Here is a 17,884-nt window from a genome sequence, read left to right as displayed (position 1 = left end):
AAAATACATACAACTTATAATTGCAATTACCTATGCAAATAACGCCTGCTGAGATTAGACAAAAAAATTTTGAAAGGAAAATGAGGGGATATTATATAGAAGAGGTAGATGCTTTTTTACATGCTTTAGCACAGAGTTGGGAACAGGTAACTACGCAGTATAAAGTTACAAAAGTAGAATTAGAACAATGTAAAAAGGAAATAAAGCGCTTAGAAGACCTTGAAAGTGCTCTATTAAGAACAATTAAAGATGCTGAGTATACTGCCAACCATATAGTTACACAGGCTAAGCAAGAGGCTGAATTAATTGTACAAAAAGCCCATATTGATGCAGAAAAATTGTTGCACGAAGCTCAAAAGAAAGTGCAAGTTATGGAAGTCAGAAGTAAGGCCGAAATAGAATATACAAAAACTAGGTTAGAAAAGGAGGTTGCAGAAATGCAGCGTGTTACTTGCGATACATTGCAGTATAAAGCTAATTTATTTCAACAGCTTCAGCAGCTCGCAGAAGATATTTTATTGAAATGCGGACAAGCAAAAAATGTTAAGCAGAGTATGGATGTTTAAAAATAAGAAATTGAAAAGGTTAGTATAAGGCGACTTGTAAAAATATTGGAGGATACATTTCAAAAAGAGGCAAGCATTAATTCTATAAATTACCAACCTTCCAAAGGTTAGTAGCGGGGACAGGATTCGAACCTGTGACCTTCGGGTTATGAGCCCGACGAGCTACCACTGCTCCACCCCGCGATATAATGCCTTTGAAATATCACTAGTCGATTAAACAACTGCATATAAACAAGTGATATTTTGTTATGAAGTTCAACAAATATATATACATTTGTTGAAATATACACTATCTTTCTCTTATTTTTTATCATTATATGCATACATCACCTCACCAAGCAGGATTTGTAACCATTATCGGCAAGCCGAATGTAGGTAAATCTACCCTAATGAATAGGTTAGTAGGTGAACGTCTTTCCATCATTACACCAAAAGCACAGACAACTCGCCACAGTATTTGTGGTATCGTAAGCGACACTGACTTTCAAATTATTTTTACAGATACGCCTGGTATACTTAAGCCTGCTTATGAGCTCCAAGAGTCTATGATGCATATGTTGCAGCATGCTCTGGTAGATACGGATGTCTTGTTGTGGTTAGTAGATATTAAAGAAAAAGAGGTGCCTCCTATTGTTGAAAAGGTTTTAGCACAAGGACGTATACCTGTTTTACTTTTAATTAATAAAATAGATTTAATAGCAGGCCAAGAAGCGTTGGAGAGTCTGGTAGAGTACTGGAAGCAAAAAGTGAATGTAGCGCAAATCATTCCTATAGCTGCTTTGCAGGGATTTCAAATAGAGCAACTTTTAAAGCATATCCTAGTTTATCTGCCCGCACATCCGCCATTTTATCCTAAGGATATGCTCACCGATAGGCCTGAACGTTTTTTTGTAGCAGAGATTATACGAGAACAGATATTATATAAGTATCAACAAGAAATACCTTATGCTGTAGAAGTAGTGATAGAAGAATTTAAAGAAGAGGCTTCACTTATACGTATTAGTGCTATGATTTATGTAGAAAAGAAGAGCCAAAAAGGCATTCTAATTGGTAAACAAGGAGAATCACTTAAGCAAGTAGGTATAGCTGCGCGCCAGGCATTAGAAAAATTCTTAGAAAAACAAGTGTTTTTGCAACAACATGTAAAAGTTTTGCCGGGGTGGCGTAGTCAAAATAAGTTGCTGCAGCGGTTCGGTTATGAAAGTTAATAAGTATGGAACAAAGTTCAACTTATTGTTTCTTTTATGTGATTTTTCCTGTTAATGATAGAGCTATACTCTTTTATTAACAGGTAGGGTTAAAAAGTAGATTTAGCTATTTATATTAAGAAAAATAACAATTTTTTTCAAACCTGTTATGCAGCTTTCTTTATCTTTTTAGCGTTAGAGGTAAAAATTTAGTAATGGTTGGATGCTTGCTAAGAGTTCTGGACCAGAATTATTCTTGTATATTGATCAACCTGAGTTGCTAGTTAAGATAAGCTGCATTTAATTAAGAAATGAAAATAAATAGGACTGCTTTAATAAAGAAATTAACAAAGGTTGCAGCATGTAGCTTTCTTAAGAATAAGCTTTCTATTTGGTAAATACTTATCTCTATACGCTTTCTATATGCTCTAGAGAAGATAGGTAAAGGCTTTCTTTTATTTATATAACCTAAGTTGCTAGTTAATAGTAGGTAAAAAAAATAAAGAACCTTTGATCTTATTTTTATACAAACCAATAAACCGGAGTCCATTATGATTGATCAATCAATAGTAATATACTCATTTATTGACGGCTTACTCAAGTGTTTGCATTACCAAGAAGATAAAAAAAGGAAATTATCAGCTGCAGCGGTTCTGATAATAGCTATCGTCTCAGCTTTATATTTTGACGGACATCTTGACAAAGCTCGATCGTTTATGCATTCCACTAAGCTTATCACTAACATGCTCGATAAAAGTAGGTACAATCGCCGTCTGTATGCTATAGGAGAAGATATAACGACCCTCTTTTTAGCAATAGGCTATCTCATCAAGCAAGTAATCACTTGTAAGGACTTTGTGTTGGATTCCTTTCCCGTAGCTACAGCTGTGTGCGATAACATACATATCAGCCGATGTAAATTATTGTAAGGTGAGGCTTATAGAGGCTACAAAGCCTCTATGCACCGTTACTTTTATGGCATTAAAGTGCAACTTGTTACAACTAGTAATGACATTCCAGTTGAATTCTCAATTGTGGCTGGCAGCCAAGCAGATGTTAAAGTGCTGGATCAATCACCTTTCTGTTTGCCAGCTGGTAGTGCACTCTATGCTGACTCGGCTTATGCCAACTACCATCTAGAAGATATGTTGGCTGATGAGAGGATTGAGCTTTATTCTCAGCGTAAAGCCAATGTTCATCGACAGGGCACACCTTTTCTGGCTTATCTCAAAGAGCACATTCGAAAAGTGATAGAGACTAGCATTAGTGGTATTAAAGGCCTTTTCTTAAGGAAGATTCATGCTGTTACCTTCCAAGGCTTTCTGGTCAAAGATACTTTTGTTTTTGTTAGCTTTTCAAATTAACAAAGCTTTTTTCAACTAGCAACTTAGTTTATATAGTAAATGCTGCAGGTATAGAATAATCCTATCTAGCTAAACAAGATAATCTATTTAATAGTCTATTTGTGCTTAAGTTTCTAATAGTATAGTAAACAGAAAACTAGATTTATAGTACTTTGTACTTACTATCTCTATTAATCTTACAAACTTATTTGCTTTGATTTCTTTAAAAAAACACTAATATTTATACATTTCATTTACGATAGTAACATATTTTAATTATTGTGTGGCAATATATGTGAGTATCTCAGTCTCCTTTAATTAACTGATATTGTAATTATAATATTTGCTTTAAATATCAGATCAAGATTCAATACATAAAGGCATTGTCTACTACTTATAGAAAATAGAACAAAGTAAACCTTATTGTAATATAAAAGTGAATGTATAAATTAGAATTGCCTTTCCCTTATAGTTCTATTTTATAATTGTATGACAACTTTAACAAAAGCATAATAAAATTAATCTGTAAACTAGAATCTTAAGTATAGTTAGTATTAGAGATCTTCTGAAACCTAAGGAATAAGCATAAATGTATAAATTAGGGATAAAAAAACAGAAAGATTAATGGAAAACAGTCATCTAAAAACCTTAAAGCCAGAAGAATTCCGTCGCTTAACAGGCGTAAAGGCTGAGACCTTTGCCAAAATGTTAGCTATCATACAGAAAGCCATTCAAACAAAGAAAGCTAAAGTAGGGCGGCCTAATAAACTGAGTTGTGAACAAATGTTTTTAATGACTTTAGAATATTTAAGAGAATACCGCACATACTTCCATATTTCAAAAAGTTATGGAATAAGTGAGAGTAATTGCTATTATACCATCCGTTTTATTGAAGAGGCGTTAATTAAAAGTGGTCAATTCACTTTACCAGGCCGTAAAGCATTGCTAAAAAGCGATATGGAATATGCAGTAATCTTAATAGATGCTACAGAGAGCCCCATTGAGCGGCCTAAAAAAAGCAGCGATATTACTACTCAGGTAAAAAGAAACGACATACACTAAAGACGCAACTGGTTGTCGATAAGCAAACGCGAGCCATAATATGTAGTAGTTTTTCAAATGGAAAGCGGCATGACTTTCGCTTGTTTAAGGAATCTAAGGTACATATAAGCCAGCATAGTCAAGCCATAGTAGATACAGGCTATCAAGGGTTAAAGAGGCTACATGACAAATCGCTTATGCCTAAAAAACGCAGTAAAAAGCATTCTTTGGCCAAAGCCGATAAGAGGAGTAATCAGCAATTAGCCAGCCAAAGGGTGCTTAGCGAGCATATAATTGGTATGCTCAAGCGGTTTAAAATTTTAGCGGAGCGTTACAGAAATAGGAGAAAAAGATTTGGGCTACGCTTTAATCTTATTGCTGGAATTTATAACTATGAACTTTTATGTTAAGTTTCGGAAGAACTCTATTGTATAAACAGAATTTATTGTTGCTTAGAAAGTTAGTTACAAAGACTGATTTTTACTTTTGGGATGATTGAATAAGCATAAACCTTATGTAGTTGTTTCTTGAGTTAGCTCATAGTTTTTATAAACTAACTAAAAAACTGTTGTATGCCGAAAAATATAAAAAGTATTCCAGCAACTACATCTAGTATTCTATTGTATTTCTTAGTATAGGTAGTAATAGCTTTAGAAGATGATACGAAAGATAGCATAATAAACCATAAGAATGCCAGTAATATCAGTTCAAGCCAATACATAATCTTAATAGATGAAGTTTGTTGAGGATTATAATTAATAGCTAAAATACTTATAAAAAAGGTAAAAGCTAATGGATTTAAAATTTCTACTAAAAGCCCTTCTGTAAAATAATTCTGTTTTTTCTTATTTGCTTGATTAGAATCTGAGACTGGTATTAAAGAGGTTTTGGTTTCTATTTTTGATGAAAATATACTCTTTAATCCTAGGTATATTAAGTAACAAGCACATACCATTTTCATGCCTCTTATAACCATAGGATAATCACTTATAAAGTTGAGACCTATTAATATAATGCCTGATTGTAAGGCAGTTCCTACGACTATTCCAAAAGCAGCTTGTAGACTAGCTAATCTAGAATGTAGGATACCATTTCTAATAACTAATGCCATAGAGGGACCTGGTATCATAGCAGCAATTAAGTAAGATATTCCTAATTCTAACATATTTTAATTTGTTAAACATAGCTTTAAGTTACTAAAGCTGGATATAAGTTTTTGTATTAGTTTCTGGATATACGAAGCTAATGAAATAATTAGCTTGTTAAGTATAAAGTAGTAAAGTATTTCCCTATAAAAATTAGCTCTTTATATAGTTGCTCAAAGGAGAATAAGTAAGAGGCTAAACTAAGGCTTTTATTTTATGTTTAATTAGGCAGGGATAAAGGCGGGAATAAGGTAAGAAAATGGAAGTATAACTGACTTATAAAGTTAGCAAAAAAGGGTATGCTTAAATTAGCATACCCTTTTTTATTTAAAGTAATAAAGAGGAAGAATTAACTTTCGTCCTCTCCATTGCTACTTTTTTCCTCCTCCTGAGCTATGCCCACCTTTGCTAGCTATTTCTTGTACTTTCTCATGGGGCATTGAAGCAAATCCACGCTTGTTGCTATTGTCTCCTCCAGCATTTTCTCTGTCTTCTCTATCCTCATTTTCTGCTTTTCCGTGTGCACCATGTGAAGCATGACCACCAGCGCGACCTCTTTCTGCCATACCCTCATGTCCTGCTCTTTCAGCCGAAGCATGTCCACCAGCACGCCCTCTCTCAGCCATACCTTCATGCCCTGCTTTTTCAGCTGATGCATGCCCACCTTTGCTAGCTATTTCTTGTACTTTTTCATGGGGCATTGAAGCAAATCCACGGTTTTGGGTATTGTTACTATTACCATTTCCTTGGTTATTATTATGTTTGTTTTCCATATTTTTTTCCTTGCTAGATGGTTAATAATATTAACTTGTCATACCTAAGTTACAAATTATTTTTGAACAAACAATCAGCTAGTCAAATAATAATTAGTAATATTTGAAATTGTTTGGTTTTTAATCTCTTAGGGTTGAATTCCCCGCCGCTTGCGGCGTAAATTGCATATGTGAGTAAATATATCCATAAGAGTCATAATGTAACAGTGTTGTTGTATCATTTGGTCTTACCAGCAAAATATAGGCGTGTAGTTTTTGATAAGGAAGTAGATGAAGCCTTGAAAGAAATTTGTATTAAGATTGAAGAGCGTTATCAAATTAAGTTTTTAGAAATAGGAACCGATAAAGACCATGTATATATGCTGGTACAGAGCGTTCCAACATATAGCATAACCAAACTCGTAACGCTAATCAAAAGTCTTACGGCAAGGGAAATATTCAAGCTGTGTCGGCAAGTAAAGAAGCAATTATGGGGTGGGGAGTTTTGGAGTGATGGATATTTTGCAACTACTGTAGGTAAGCATGGAGATGAGAAGATGATAGCGCGTTATGTGCAAAATCAAGGTAATACGTATGAGATGTTATACGAGAGTAGGCAGCTAAGGTTGTTTTGAATACCCCGCTGCTTGCGGCGGGGTTATTTATTAAAAATGTTAATCTTTTCTATAATTTCGAGCTTATATGCTACCTGAAAAATTACTTAATTGGCTAATGTCCTTAAGTTAAAATATACTTTTTTTGCTTAAACTTCTCATAATCAATCATTATTAAATACATTTTTATAAGTTCGGTGTTTTAGTAAGTGCTAGCAAATTAGGAATATTTGTACTACTCATTCCATTGTAAACATCTAAAAAATTGCTTCCTTATAGGACCTATAACTAGTAGAGTAACTAGCCATAAATTTTGGAAATATTAGTAAAGTAAATAGATATGAAAAGTAATAATCACTTAGTTAAGTATTTGGTAAACAAGGGTATCCTTAGGTCAAAGGAAATCATTAATGCCTTTACAGTAATAGACCGAAAAGACTTTGTTGGCTTAGAAAATCTAGATAATGCTTATGAGGACTATGCACTTAGTATTGGCTATGATGCAACTATTTCTCAGCCTACTACGGTAGCCTTTATGCTAGAAAAACTAGGCATAATGCCTGGTGATATAGTATTAGATGTTGGAACAGGCTCTGGTTGGACCACAGCACTTTTAGCTACTATAGTAGGGGGAAAGGGGCGAGTATATGGGGTTGAAATTGTTCCTGAGTTAGTAGCTTTAGGGCAATATAATCTTAGTAAATATAAGTTTTCGAATGCCAGTATAGAGCAATCTGGGGAAATATTAGGGCTACCAGATAATGCACCATTTGATCGGATATTGGTTTCTGCTGGTACTGATGATCTGCCTAAAGAATTGCTAATGCAATTAAAAGAGGGGGGTAATTTAATTATACCAATAGATGCATCAATTTGGAAAGTAGAAAAAAGACATAATTCAGCAACTACTATTTATAAATATCCAGGTTTTATATTTGTGCCATTACAGAAATAGCTTGCTTGGCATGTAAAAGTACATAAGTACATTGTGCTGTTGCTTGCACTAATTATGTATTGAGTAAGGGCTAAGGGGTTATTTTATGTAGGGGATCAAGTGCTGGACCCTCTATAATGTTGCCATCAACACTAAACCTACTACCATGACATGGGCAATCCCAACTTTTTTCTGCTCCATTCCAAGCTACTATACATCTCATATGTGTACAAACTGCTGATACTATTTTAAAAGTTCCATCCTTATTTCTATAAGCGGCAACTTTTTTTCCCTTAGCACTAATTACTTTTCCTTCTCCAGGTTTAATAGCAGCAAGCTTTCGTTCAAACATACTTCGTACATAGCCTAGGAGATAGTATAAAGAAGTATTTAAGTTTTCCTTTACAAAGCTCCCAAAAGAAGCTATAGGTGTAAAACGATTGCTGTTATAAACAGATGCCCAAGAATTCTCTTTCCCAATCACTAAATCACTTAAAATTATTCCGGCAACGGTCCCATAGATGAGGCCGTCTGTAGCATATCCTGTAGCTACGTATATTCTTTTAGAACTACGATTAGCAGGTCCTATATAAGGTATGCTGTCAGCTGTCTTGTAATGTTGGGCAGACCAAGTAGCTTGTATTGTATCAACACCATAATGTTGCTTTATATATTGCTCGGTTGATATAAAGTGGTCTATATGTTCTCTGAGCAATGGTTGCCCTGTTTTATGGTTGTTACCAGCTACTATAATTGTATCTATATCTTTAGAAAAAATATTATGGGTGCTAGTAGCATAATAGGGTGCATCCATATTCCAAAAATTTCCATTAGAGTTCTTCTGAAACCTAAGGAATAAGCATAAATGTATAAATTAGGGATAAAAAAAACAGAAAGATTAATGGAAAACAGTCATCTAAAAACCTTAAAGCCAGAAGAATTCCGTCGCTTAACAGGCGTAAAGGCTGAGACCTTTGCCAAAATGTTAGCTATCATACAGAAAGCCATTCAAACAAAGAAAGCTAAAGTAGGGCGGCCTAATAAACTGAGTTGTGAACAAATGTTTTTAATGACTTTAGAATATTTAAGAGAATACCGCACATACTTCCATATTTCAAAAAGTTATGGAATAAGTGAGAGTAATTGCTATTATACCATCCGTTTTATTGAAGAGGCGTTAATTAAAAGTGGTCAATTCACTTTACCAGGCCGTAAAGCATTGCTAAAAAGCGATATGGAATATGCAGTAATCTTAATAGATGCTACAGAGAGCCCCATTGAGCGGCCTAAAAAAAGCAGCGATATTACTACTCAGGTAAAAAGAAACGACATACACTAAAGACGCAACTGGTTGTCGATAAGCAAACGCGAGCCATAATATGTAGTAGTTTTTCAAATGGAAAGCGGCATGACTTTCGCTTGTTTAAGGAATCTAAGGTACATATAAGCCAGCATAGTCAAGCCATAGTAGATACAGGCTATCAAGGGTTAAAGAGGCTACATGACAAATCGCTTATGCCTAAAAAACGCAGTAAAAAGCATTCTTTGGCCAAAGCCGATAAGAGGAGTAATCAGCAATTAGCCAGCCAAAGGGTGCTTAGCGAGCATATAATTGGTATGCTCAAGCGGTTTAAAATTTTAGCGGAGCGTTACAGAAATAGGAGAAAAAGATTTGGGCTACGCTTTAATCTTATTGCTGGAATTTATAACTATGAACTTTTATGTTAAGTTTCGGAAGAACTCTATTGGAGTATTTTTTATCTTTTAGATTGAAAGCTATGGCATAACTTCTATATGGGAAGCTAACAAACTGCAGTTTATTTATTCCTTTAGGAATATGAGTAGTAACTAGAACTTGGTTGGCTATGACTACACTACTCTCAGTTTCTATACGGCAAGCATTATATGATTCTTTTATATTAACAACTGGGCTCTTTTCAAAAATTTTACAATTATGCTGTGTAAGGTTATGTGCTAATTTATCTATGTATGTAGAAGGATTAAACCTGGCTTGATTTTCTATTTTAATAGCAAATATAAATTTTACAGGAATTGGTAATTCATAAGCTATGGATACATCTAGTCCATTCTGCTTAAATAACTCTAGTTCGGTTTGCAGTTTTTTAACTTTTTTTGAATCATTAGTATAAATATACAAAGTCCGTTTTAAGAAATTACAATCTATTTCATGCTCTTTTATCATTCTTTCTATATAGTTGAGGCTATATAAACGAGAATCTATAATTGTTTTTACTGTCTCCTTATTAAATTTTGAGGCAATCGTGGAAAGCAGAGATTGTATAGGTATATACAAATTTCCAGTTGAATGCCCTGTTGTTCCTTCTCCTATTTTTCCTGCTTCTATAATGCAAATATTCTTATTCGTACCTAGTAGCTCAGTTGCAGCTGTAAGGCCAGTAATTCCTCCACCAACTATAGCAATTTCGGTCTTGATTTCTTTATCTAATTGGGGGTAGTTTTGAGTAGAAATCTTGGTTTTTTGCCAGATTGAGGTGTGTTTTTCCATAATAACTCTGTTATGGGTTTATATAATAGGAGAATAAGTTAATGATTTTGTTTGCATCTTACTAAGTTAGAAAAGGGGTTTGCTAACTTAAGAATAGGTATTAAATTAAAGAGAAAGAACTCACATGGAATGTAGACGATGTAAATCAAATAAAACCATCAATAATGGTAAAGTACGGGGTAAACAAAGGTACAACTGCAAAAGCTGTGGCTTTAATTTTGTCCAAGTAGATGAGCGTAGGGGAAAAAATATAGATAAACAAAGAATGCCTATTCATTCATATTTAGAAAATATGGGATTTAGGGCAATAGGTAGGGTGCTAGGAGTAAGTAATGTAGCAGTTTTGAAATGGATAAGGGCAGCTGGAGAATGGATACAGCATTACCATGTGCAAAATAAAGCTCAGGGAAGGCAAGCAGTAGAAGTAATAGAAATGGATGAGATGTGTGGTATTATGTAGGGTCAAAAAAAGAAAGTATGAGTTTGGATTGCACTGGAGTGAATGCGGGGAAGTATACTTAACTTTGTTACGGGGAGCCAAGAAGCAAGCACAGGGAAAAAGCTTTGGAGCAAAATAAAATATATAGTTTGTCGATTTTATGCCACAGACCATTGGACAGCCTATCAGCAGTTTGTAGATGCGCACAAGCAAACAACGCATATAGAGTCATATAATGCTAATGTGAGGCATCATATGGCTAGGTTTAGAAGAAGAATCAAGTGTTACTCTAAATCAGAAAGGTTAGTTGTGTTATCTTTATACTTATTGATGTATAAATCTTTTATCTTATCTATTCTTTAGGTATGCGTTCACGGGTCTGCCAATACTAGAAATACCTTATTTTAAGTATAAGAAAGCACTTGTCTGCTAAGAATAAAATAAGAAGCAACTATAAAATCAACCATATACTAACCACCGATAATATTTTTTATAGCTAGTTGCCAAATAAATATGCGTTTTGGGCTCATTTTAAAGGTAGTAGACACGTGAACGCGTACTTCTTTAGTCTGAAAATTCATTATTTGTAAAGTTTAATAATGTTAAAGTAGCTATTTACTTTCAAAACTATACAAAATTTATTTTACTAAAATTTATTTAACAATTTCAACTAGTGTTCTTAAAGCTGGTAGCAATTTAGCTATCCAGGATATAAAAGAAGGTGAAATTGCTTTAATAATAGGGAGCAAGAAACTGTTAGCTATATAACTATCTGGCAATCCTATATGAAGTAGATTGGCTACCCATAAGGCAGTGCTTGCATAAAAAGCCCACTTACCAATACCCAATATGGCTCCCATTGTTTTATCTACTTTTCCTAATACAGTCTTATTTACTTTAGCCCTAAAATATCTACTTAGAATGATTAGAATGGCTACAATGATGACAAAGACTACACCAAAAGCTATATAAGACGTTACAGTTGGTACGTGCCCATCTACTTTGTTAGAGAATGCTTTGAATATATGTAATGCCCTAAGTCCAAGTATTTTGGCTATAGAAAAGGAAAATAAAGAAAAACCTTCTACAATAAGGCCTCTCTTGTATCCACTATAACCACCCCAGGCTAATATGAGTAGTAAGATTATATCTAGTAATTTCAAAATAGATCTTCAATAAGGTTGTTAACTATAGAGCGTTAAATTACTAATAGTTTTGATATTTAAAATAATTTTTCGAAAAATTTAAATTAAAAGATAACTTACACATAAGACATCTGCTGTCTTTCTTTAGATAAGCATAATTTTTATGCTTATCTAAAGAAAGCTACTTACTAGAAGCGGTAGGCAGGCTGGATGCAGAATATTGTTTAAATACAATAGCATCTGATATAGGCTTAAACATAGATTAGATTGTCTGAGGCCTTCATCTTTGTCGCCTATAGCCCTATTAACAATTTTTTCTTCTATAAATAAAAAACTTGATGGACCACCACCATCTAAGTTAATAGCTGTATTACATTTTAATTTGAGCATCAAGCTAGCCAGTTGAAGTATAACTAAGTCTTGTGCGTACCTCCTCTATTAAGTCTATTAGTATATCTTTTTATAACATCCCAATTACCGAAAGTTGTCTGCCACATTCAGCCCGCTTACTTGAATTTTTATTCTCATGTGCCGCTCGTCTAAAGCTAAATAAGATATTGGGATTTGAATAAGTGTCTATTTCTAAATTATCAATAGTTTTTACTCCAACTTGCTGCAGCTTTTCCACACAGTATCCAGGCAGATCAAACATGTAATGATCTGCTTGTTTAGATCTGATAAAAAATCGCTCATATGAGTTATTTTGTTCTACAATTCCACCATAGAAAGCTTGATCTATCTCATAGAATGATTGTTGGATGCATGGTCCTATTGAGGTAAGTATATTTGGTACTTCAGCGCCTAAGTTTTGCATTGCAAGTATTGTGTTTTCTATAACTCCCGCAACTGTTCCTTTCCAACCTGCGTGTGCAGCTGCGATAACTTTATTTTTACTATCAAAAAACAAGATAGGAACACAATCAGCAGTTCTAATTCCTAAAAGGATTCCTGATAAGCTAGTCACCAGTGCATCTGCTTGTAAGCAAGAGGTTGTTTTCTCTTTATTATGAATGGTAATTACAGAAGCAGAATGGATTTGGTCTAGTATTCTCAAATCATTATAATTAAAGCCTACAGCACTACATACTAGTGACTGATTAGTTACTATATTCTCAGGATTATCGTTACAGTTTGCTTGGCAATTTAATGAACTATATACCGAGGTACTAACACCACCAATTCTAGTAAAAAAGCCATGTGCTAGTTTAGCTTGCTTAGATAAACTAGGTGCAGTATACATAAAAATAGTTTCTTTCTTTTTTGTAGCCTTTTGAATATGGATATTGGATAGCTTCATTTACATTTAAAATTGTTTTTATTGCGTGCTGTACCAAAATAGGTTATTAAATAAATCATTTGTATAACTGTCTTGTTAATAGTTGATTTTTAGCCACCTTACAATTAAAAATTTGTTTCATATATCTTAATTAGGTATTGTTAAATTAAGATAAGAAGCTGACTATTTAGTTTAGCCATTAATAAATTAAGTGATTTCTCATATGTACCTGCTTGCTATAACATTTACCTTTGTGCTTAAATCTAGCTAAATAGTGCCTAATTAAGCTATTATATCCTTCCACTGTATATGTTTCTGATTTGCTTTGTCTATGTTTATCTTTTGGAATAAACTGCTGGTAGCTTTTCCGATAATCACCACAATACAGCTTGCCTATATCCTTGACGCGCTCCCATAGCTTTAGTCCTGTTTGTCTCGAGCGATCTCCACATACATAAGATATAAAACGCTTGCTCATCCTATCAACAGCTATCCATAACCAGCAGTAGACTTTTTTAAACCCACATAAGTGTGTATTTCATCCATCTCGACTATCTCTACTTCATCTTGTCTTTCTGGTAAACTTACTTGATCTCCACATGCTTTTACCCATTGATAGACTGTTCCATAGCTTATGTTGAGTATACGCCCTATAGCTCGAAATCCTAATCCTTCCAAATATAATTGCAACGCTTTTCGCTTAGTAGATAGAGGTTTAACATCTGATTTGTGGCTAACTGTGTAACGGAAACGGCAACTTTTACACTGATAGCGCTGTCTACCTCTAACAATTCCATCTTTACAGCTGTGAGCATTATTACATCGAGGACAATTCATAGTTTTCATCTAACTTACTATTTATATCTCAATTTAACAATACCCACAAAATATGTTTTAACTAGCCCTCGATAAATTAAGTATGCTCTTAACTTTTTTTCTTCAAATAGGGAAGTTGCACAGTATTATCCTTTATAAAAATAAGTAAGTACTAGTAGTCTGTTGCCTTTCATCTCTTCTTTAAGTAATGTCTTTATCCTATGGTTCGAAGGTTCATATATTAGTTTAATGATTTCTCTACCAAGTGATAGATTCATATCTTCTTGTCTCTTTGAATATCTCAAGTATTTCTATATGTCCATTTATCAATAGACTTCTTTCGAAACTAGGATTTACAAAAAATGAGTAAATTGGGTGTAAAAAGAGGCAATAAGCATGAAATATGAGCAAACAAAGGAGTTAGAAGAAGAGAAATTCCGTCGTTTAACAGGTATTAAACGTCCTACATTTGACAAAATGATAGCTATACTTAACCAAGCTAACATACAGAAAAGGACCCGCGGTGGGCGTAAGCATAAACTTTGTATGGAAGACCAGTTGTTAATGGCTTTAGAATATCTAAGGGAATACCGCACTTATTTTCATATAGCACAAAGTTATGGCATTAGTGAGAGTAGTGCATACAAGGGAATAAAGTGGATAGAAAACACTTTAATCAAGCATCCAGCCTTTGCTCTGCCTGGTAGGAAAGCCCTACGCAAAAGTGAGTGTGGGTATGAGGTTATACTAATAGATGCTACAGAAAGCCCTATTGAGCGACCTAAAAAAAGCAAAGACACTTTTACTCTGGAAAAAGAAAAAGGCATACACTCAAAAGTCAACTTATTGTCGACAAGCAAAGCAAAATAGTAATATGCACCAGTTTTACAAATGGAAAACGGCATGACTTTCGCTTGTTCAAAGAGTCTAAAGTTCGCATTAATCAACAAATAGAAGTAATAGCAGATACAGGCTATCAGGGTTTAAACAAACTACATGCGAAAACAAAACTTCCTAAAAAGCGAACTCGCAAGCACCCTTTAACTAAACAGGAGAGAAGAAGCAATGCCCTATTAGCCAGCCAAAGGGTACTTAATGAAAATGTTATCGCCATGCTTAAACGCTTTAAAATCCTTTCTGATAGATATCGTAATAGAAGAAAACGCTTTGGCCTTAGGTTTAATTTAATAGCCGCAATCCATAATTATGAACTCTCAATTTAAGTTTCGAAAGAGGTCTAATGTCTTTGTTACAGCTCTGTTATTCTGGAAAACCTTTTTATTTATATCAGCATTAGTGCTATTCAAATTTTAATTCTGTTTGCCATACATGCTAAACGTAAAAGGTTTTTCCTGTCCCATCTTAAATATTGAGCTTTGCTTGTCTACTGCACTAACCCAGTATTCTCTACCAGCCATAAACTAAAATAGTACAGGGGAAAAATATCCCCGGTCTTCCATACAGATTTAGGCAACTTCTTTTTGGATTGAGCGACGAAACTGATATCAATATATTTTTACAATTCATTAGAGATCTTCTGAAACCTAAGGAATAAGCATAAATGTATAAATTAGGGATAAAAAAACAGAAAGATTAATGGAAAACAGTCATCTAAAAACCTTAAAGCCAGAAGAATTCCGTCGCTTAACAGGCGTAAAGGCTGAGACCTTTGCCAAAATGTTAGCTATCATACAGAAAGCCATTCAAACAAAGAAAGCTAAAGTAGGGCGGCCTAATAAACTGAGTTGTGAACAAATGTTTTTAATGACTTTAGAATATTTAAGAGAATACCGCACATACTTCCATATTTCAAAAAGTTATGGAATAAGTGAGAGTAATTGCTATTATACCATCCGTTTTATTGAAGAGGCGTTAATTAAAAGTGGTCAATTCACTTTACCAGGCCGTAAAGCATTGTTAAAAAGCGATATGGAATATGCAGTAATCTTAATAGATGCTACAGAGAGCCCCATTGAGCGGCCTAAAAAAAGCAGCGATATTACTACTCAGGTAAAAAGAAACGACATACACTAAAGACGCAACTGGTTGTCGATAAGCAAACGCGAGCCATAATATGTAGTAGTTTTTCAAATGGAAAGCGGCATGACTTTCGCTTGTTTAAGGAATCTAAGGTACATATAAGCCAGCATAGTCAAGCCATAGTAGATACAGGCTATCAAGGGTTAAAGAGGCTACATGACAAATCGCTTATGCCTAAAAAACGCAGTAAAAAGCATTCTTTGACCAAAGCCGATAAGAGGAGTAATCAGCAATTAGCCAGCCAAAGGGTGCTTAGCGAGCATATAATTGGTATGCTCAAGCGGTTTAAAATTTTAGCGGAGCGTTACAGAAATAGGAGAAAAAGATTTGGGCTACGCTTTAATCTTATTGCTGGAATTTATAACTATGAACTTTTATGTTAAGTTTCGGAAGAACTCTATTGAGCATATTAATCAAGCGAGTCTTGAAACACTCATGGTAGATCGCCAGCTCGGAGTAGGTAAAACAATAGAGCTACACAAAAATATTAGGAAAGAATAAATAGATATTTAGGCAGAGATTATAAAATATAAAAATATGCTCTTAAAGCATAAAAAAATAAATTGTTCTTTTTTAATAGTTAGGTTTCAAGCTTAAAAATCTAATAAGTTGATCAACTTGGTGTTTCATAATCAATCTAATGTTAGTGTAATAAATTCGTGAAAAATTAAACAAAAACTTGGCAAAAATTGGAGTTAAGTAAATTTGTTACTTATATTTGAAAGCCGAACTAACAGTAGGTATTTAGAAAAAAGCTTCATTTTTTAATAGATATAAATAACTTTTTTCAAATTTTAATAGGGTATGAGCTTATAAGGATTACTATAATACAATATATTAATTCTTGTAAACTATTTAAAAAGAAGAATAATTATGAATAAGAATGTTTTAATTGTCCTAATTGTAATAATAGGAATAATTACCGTTTATATAGTTAATTCTCAGTTAAGTAAAAGAAAGCATTTTGCCACTGTAGAAGAAGTCCGTAGACTTCAACAAGATGTCGAACCTAAACTTGTAAAGATTATGGAAATGAAAAGTAATTTAAAGGAGCAGATAAATAAACTTAAAGAAGATGCTAAGGGCCTAAAAGAAGAAGGCAAAAAAGAAGTAAAAGAACAGGCTCAAGCAATAAAAGAGAAAGCACATGATCTAAAAGAAAAAATAGCAGACAAAAAAGATGAGCTTAAGCATAAAGCGGGAATAAAATCTGAGGAAGCTGCAATAAAAACTATAGAAAGATATGAAGCAGTGGTAAAAGAGCTCGAAGAGATAGAAGCTGAATTGAATACGTGGAAAGAAGGTGTTCAAGAAAATTTAAAAGACAAAAAGAATACGATCAGCAAAGAGGTGCATGACAAGCTAGTAGCAGCTAAAGATAAGTTTAAGCAAGTTAATGATAGGTTGGGCAAAGCCATAGAAAATGTTGGCAAATCTATGCAGCAGCATCAATAAGCTTTTATATATTAATAACAATAGCTATTAATACAAGTGTCAGCCTAGATAGTGTAAATTACAATTAGGCTGACATTTTTTATTAAAATAATTTAAAGAAATGATACGAAGCCTATCAAGGCTATAGTTAAGCTTTTTACCATTATCAATTTTATTAATAAGTATATTATAATAAGAGTAAAAAATAAGTTGTCCTTGTAATCACAACCTAACCTTTAAACTTTCCTTGTATTTATAATGTTTATGCTCCAATGAAGACAGCACGTACGCGTTCACGGGTCTGCCAATATTAGACGTTGTTTGAAAAAAGTTTAAAAATTATACTATGTGGTTTAGATGAAGTGGACCAAAAGGCCTCTATAAATGCCGTTTTACAAGGTGTCGCTTTAAGTAAGGATGATATAGAAATGGAGCTTAATAGCGTTTTTATATGCTTGTCGTTACGTCAACATTTAGAGGCAGCCGAGGATTGTACTTATATATTTCAGGTAGAACCTGCTAACTCACTAAGGTGGAAGTTATGGTGGTGGGGGGATTTACTAGAAAGTGAAGAGCTGGCTGGTGAGTTTTTACAGGAAAGATTATGCTAATTACTTGCTAGCAA

18 protein-coding genes, 1 tRNA gene and 3 pseudogenes are annotated in these 17,884 nt (G+C 33.9%); 13 read left to right on the top strand and 9 right to left on the bottom strand.

What is annotated here, in order from left to right; translation table 11 throughout:
* Positions 1 to 20 precede the first annotated feature (20 nt).
* Positions 21 to 566, top strand: a complete 546-nt coding sequence (locus AASI_RS05855; protein WP_012473233.1) for a DivIVA domain-containing protein — start codon at positions 21 to 23, stop codon at positions 564 to 566.
* A 111-nt stretch (positions 567 to 677) separates the two neighbouring features.
* Here AASI_RS05855 and AASI_RS05850 read toward each other — a convergent pair.
* A tRNA-Met gene (locus tag AASI_RS05850) sits at positions 678 to 749 on the bottom strand.
* A 134-nt stretch (positions 750 to 883) separates the two neighbouring features.
* On the opposite strand from AASI_RS05850, the gene era reads away from it, so the two are divergent.
* From era to AASI_RS08265, 3 genes and pseudogenes are all read left to right on the top strand, one after another.
* Positions 884 to 1,774 (top strand): GTPase Era, encoded by an 891-nt coding sequence (gene era / locus AASI_RS05845; protein ID WP_012473232.1) that lies wholly within the window; start codon positions 884 to 886, stop codon positions 1,772 to 1,774.
* Positions 1,775 to 2,304: 530 nt separating this feature from the next.
* Positions 2,305 to 3,136, top strand: a pseudogene (locus tag AASI_RS05835) (IS982 family transposase).
* A 584-nt stretch (positions 3,137 to 3,720) separates the two neighbouring features.
* Positions 3,721 to 4,547, top strand: a protein-coding gene (locus AASI_RS08265) for an IS5-like element ISCaa3 family transposase (protein WP_148204975.1) whose coding sequence is annotated in 2 segments (ribosomal slippage) — positions 3,721 to 4,108 and positions 4,108 to 4,547 — 828 coding nt in all. Because the reading frame shifts where the segments join, the coding sequence is not laid out codon by codon here.
* 143 nt (positions 4,548 to 4,690) lie between these two features.
* On the opposite strand, the gene AASI_RS05820 is transcribed toward AASI_RS08265, so the two are convergent.
* A complete protein-coding gene (locus AASI_RS05820) occupies positions 4,691 to 5,302 on the bottom strand; it encodes a LysE family translocator (protein WP_012473230.1) in 612 nt (203 codons plus the stop codon).
* A 351-nt stretch (positions 5,303 to 5,653) separates the two neighbouring features.
* Complete coding sequence (locus AASI_RS05815) at positions 5,654 to 6,055, bottom strand: KGG domain-containing protein (RefSeq protein ID WP_012473229.1); 402 nt, start codon at positions 6,053 to 6,055, stop codon at positions 5,654 to 5,656.
* 170 nt (positions 6,056 to 6,225) lie between these two features.
* On the opposite strand from AASI_RS05815, the gene tnpA reads away from it, so the two are divergent.
* Positions 6,226 to 6,669 carry an IS200/IS605-like element ISCaa10 family transposase gene (gene tnpA, locus AASI_RS05810; protein WP_044282811.1) on the top strand — a complete coding sequence of 148 codons (444 nt, stop codon included), beginning with the start codon at positions 6,226 to 6,228 and terminating at the stop codon, positions 6,667 to 6,669.
* A gap of 319 nt (positions 6,670 to 6,988) precedes the next feature.
* Positions 6,989 to 7,603, top strand: coding sequence for a protein-L-isoaspartate O-methyltransferase (gene pcm / locus AASI_RS05805; protein ID WP_012473228.1), 615 nt, complete (start codon positions 6,989 to 6,991; stop codon positions 7,601 to 7,603).
* 70 nt (positions 7,604 to 7,673) lie between these two features.
* Here the strand turns inward: pcm and AASI_RS09120 are convergent, their stop codons facing one another.
* Positions 7,674 to 8,396, bottom strand: coding sequence for a (2Fe-2S)-binding protein (locus AASI_RS09120; RefSeq protein ID WP_052290810.1), 723 nt, complete (start codon positions 8,394 to 8,396; stop codon positions 7,674 to 7,676).
* Between the two features lie 87 nt (positions 8,397 to 8,483).
* On the opposite strand from AASI_RS09120, the gene AASI_RS08260 reads away from it, so the two are divergent.
* A protein-coding gene (locus tag AASI_RS08260) for an IS5-like element ISCaa3 family transposase (protein WP_148204975.1) occupies positions 8,484 to 9,310 on the top strand; the annotation gives its coding sequence in 2 pieces (ribosomal slippage) (positions 8,484 to 8,871 and positions 8,871 to 9,310; 828 coding nt in all).
* Here the strand turns inward: AASI_RS08260 and AASI_RS05785 are convergent.
* Complete coding sequence (locus AASI_RS05785) at positions 9,273 to 10,109, bottom strand: NAD(P)/FAD-dependent oxidoreductase (RefSeq protein ID WP_044282861.1); 837 nt, start codon at positions 10,107 to 10,109, stop codon at positions 9,273 to 9,275. The genes AASI_RS08260 and AASI_RS05785 overlap by 38 nt on opposite strands.
* Positions 10,110 to 10,233: 124 nt before the next feature.
* Here AASI_RS05785 and AASI_RS08255 point away from each other — a divergent pair.
* Positions 10,234 to 10,911, top strand: a pseudogene (locus AASI_RS08255) (IS1 family transposase).
* Positions 10,912 to 11,201: 290 nt separating this feature from the next.
* Here AASI_RS08255 and AASI_RS05770 read toward each other — a convergent pair.
* The 4 genes and pseudogenes from AASI_RS05770 to AASI_RS08250 all read right to left on the bottom strand — a co-directional run bounded on the left by AASI_RS05770 (position 11,202) and on the right by AASI_RS08250 (position 13,806).
* Complete coding sequence (locus AASI_RS05770) at positions 11,202 to 11,711, bottom strand: CvpA family protein (protein WP_012473225.1); 510 nt, start codon at positions 11,709 to 11,711, stop codon at positions 11,202 to 11,204.
* A 153-nt stretch (positions 11,712 to 11,864) separates the two neighbouring features.
* On the bottom strand, positions 11,865 to 12,086 hold the full coding sequence (locus AASI_RS09355) for a hypothetical protein (protein ID WP_394330099.1): 222 nt from the start codon (positions 12,084 to 12,086) through the stop codon (positions 11,865 to 11,867).
* A gap of 67 nt (positions 12,087 to 12,153) precedes the next feature.
* The gene (gene pgeF / locus AASI_RS05760) at positions 12,154 to 12,990 is read right to left on the bottom strand and encodes a peptidoglycan editing factor PgeF (RefSeq protein WP_012473223.1); all 837 of its coding nucleotides are present in this window, start codon (positions 12,988 to 12,990) and stop codon (positions 12,154 to 12,156) included.
* A 140-nt stretch (positions 12,991 to 13,130) separates the two neighbouring features.
* A pseudogene (locus tag AASI_RS08250) lies at positions 13,131 to 13,806 on the bottom strand (IS1 family transposase).
* A gap of 375 nt (positions 13,807 to 14,181) precedes the next feature.
* On the opposite strand from AASI_RS08250, the gene AASI_RS08245 reads away from it, so the two are divergent.
* From AASI_RS08245 to AASI_RS05720, 5 genes are all read left to right on the top strand, one after another.
* A protein-coding gene (locus AASI_RS08245) for an IS5-like element ISCaa2 family transposase (RefSeq protein WP_076611597.1) occupies positions 14,182 to 15,008 on the top strand; the annotation gives its coding sequence in 2 pieces (ribosomal slippage) (positions 14,182 to 14,569 and positions 14,569 to 15,008; 828 coding nt in all).
* Positions 15,009 to 15,381: 373 nt separating this feature from the next.
* Positions 15,382 to 16,208, top strand: a protein-coding gene (locus AASI_RS08240; protein WP_076611288.1) for an IS5-like element ISCaa3 family transposase whose coding sequence is annotated in 2 segments (ribosomal slippage) — positions 15,382 to 15,769 and positions 15,769 to 16,208 — 828 coding nt in all. Because the reading frame shifts where the segments join, the coding sequence is not laid out codon by codon here.
* A complete protein-coding gene (locus AASI_RS09235) occupies positions 16,192 to 16,326 on the top strand; it encodes a hypothetical protein (RefSeq protein ID WP_262481530.1) in 135 nt (44 codons plus the stop codon). Before AASI_RS08240 ends, AASI_RS09235 begins: the two co-directional genes overlap by 17 nt.
* A gap of 372 nt (positions 16,327 to 16,698) precedes the next feature.
* The gene (locus AASI_RS05725) at positions 16,699 to 17,280 is read left to right on the top strand and encodes a hypothetical protein (RefSeq protein ID WP_012473218.1); all 582 of its coding nucleotides are present in this window, start codon (positions 16,699 to 16,701) and stop codon (positions 17,278 to 17,280) included.
* A gap of 296 nt (positions 17,281 to 17,576) precedes the next feature.
* Positions 17,577 to 17,870, top strand: coding sequence for a hypothetical protein (locus tag AASI_RS05720; RefSeq protein ID WP_012473217.1), 294 nt, complete (start codon positions 17,577 to 17,579; stop codon positions 17,868 to 17,870).
* The last annotated feature ends 14 nt before the right edge of the window (positions 17,871 to 17,884 follow it).

This window comes from Candidatus Amoebophilus asiaticus 5a2 (genome assembly GCF_000020565.1).
GTDB classification, from domain to species: domain Bacteria; phylum Bacteroidota; class Bacteroidia; order Cytophagales; family Amoebophilaceae; genus Amoebophilus; species Amoebophilus asiaticus.
This window is presented reverse-complemented; position numbering and strand designations above follow the sequence as displayed.

Coding starts and splice junctions, on each gene's coding strand:
- AASI_RS09120 (WP_052290810.1), bottom strand. CDS start 8,396: ATGGATGCACCCTATTATGCTACTAGCACCCATAATATTTTTTCTAAA.
- AASI_RS05820 (WP_012473230.1), bottom strand. CDS start 5,302: ATGTTAGAATTAGGAATATCTTACTTAATTGCTGCTATGATACCAGGT.
- era (WP_012473232.1), top strand. CDS start 884: ATGCATACATCACCTCACCAAGCAGGATTTGTAACCATTATCGGCAAG.
- pcm (WP_012473228.1), top strand. CDS start 6,989: ATGAAAAGTAATAATCACTTAGTTAAGTATTTGGTAAACAAGGGTATC.
- AASI_RS05785 (WP_044282861.1), bottom strand. CDS start 10,109: ATGGAAAAACACACCTCAATCTGGCAAAAAACCAAGATTTCTACTCAA.
- pgeF (WP_012473223.1), bottom strand. CDS start 12,990: ATGAAGCTATCCAATATCCATATTCAAAAGGCTACAAAAAAGAAAGAA.
- AASI_RS05725 (WP_012473218.1), top strand. CDS start 16,699: ATGAATAAGAATGTTTTAATTGTCCTAATTGTAATAATAGGAATAATT.
- AASI_RS09235 (WP_262481530.1), top strand. CDS start 16,192: ATGAACTTTTATGTTAAGTTTCGGAAGAACTCTATTGAGCATATTAAT.
- AASI_RS05815 (WP_012473229.1), bottom strand. CDS start 6,055: ATGGAAAACAAACATAATAATAACCAAGGAAATGGTAATAGTAACAAT.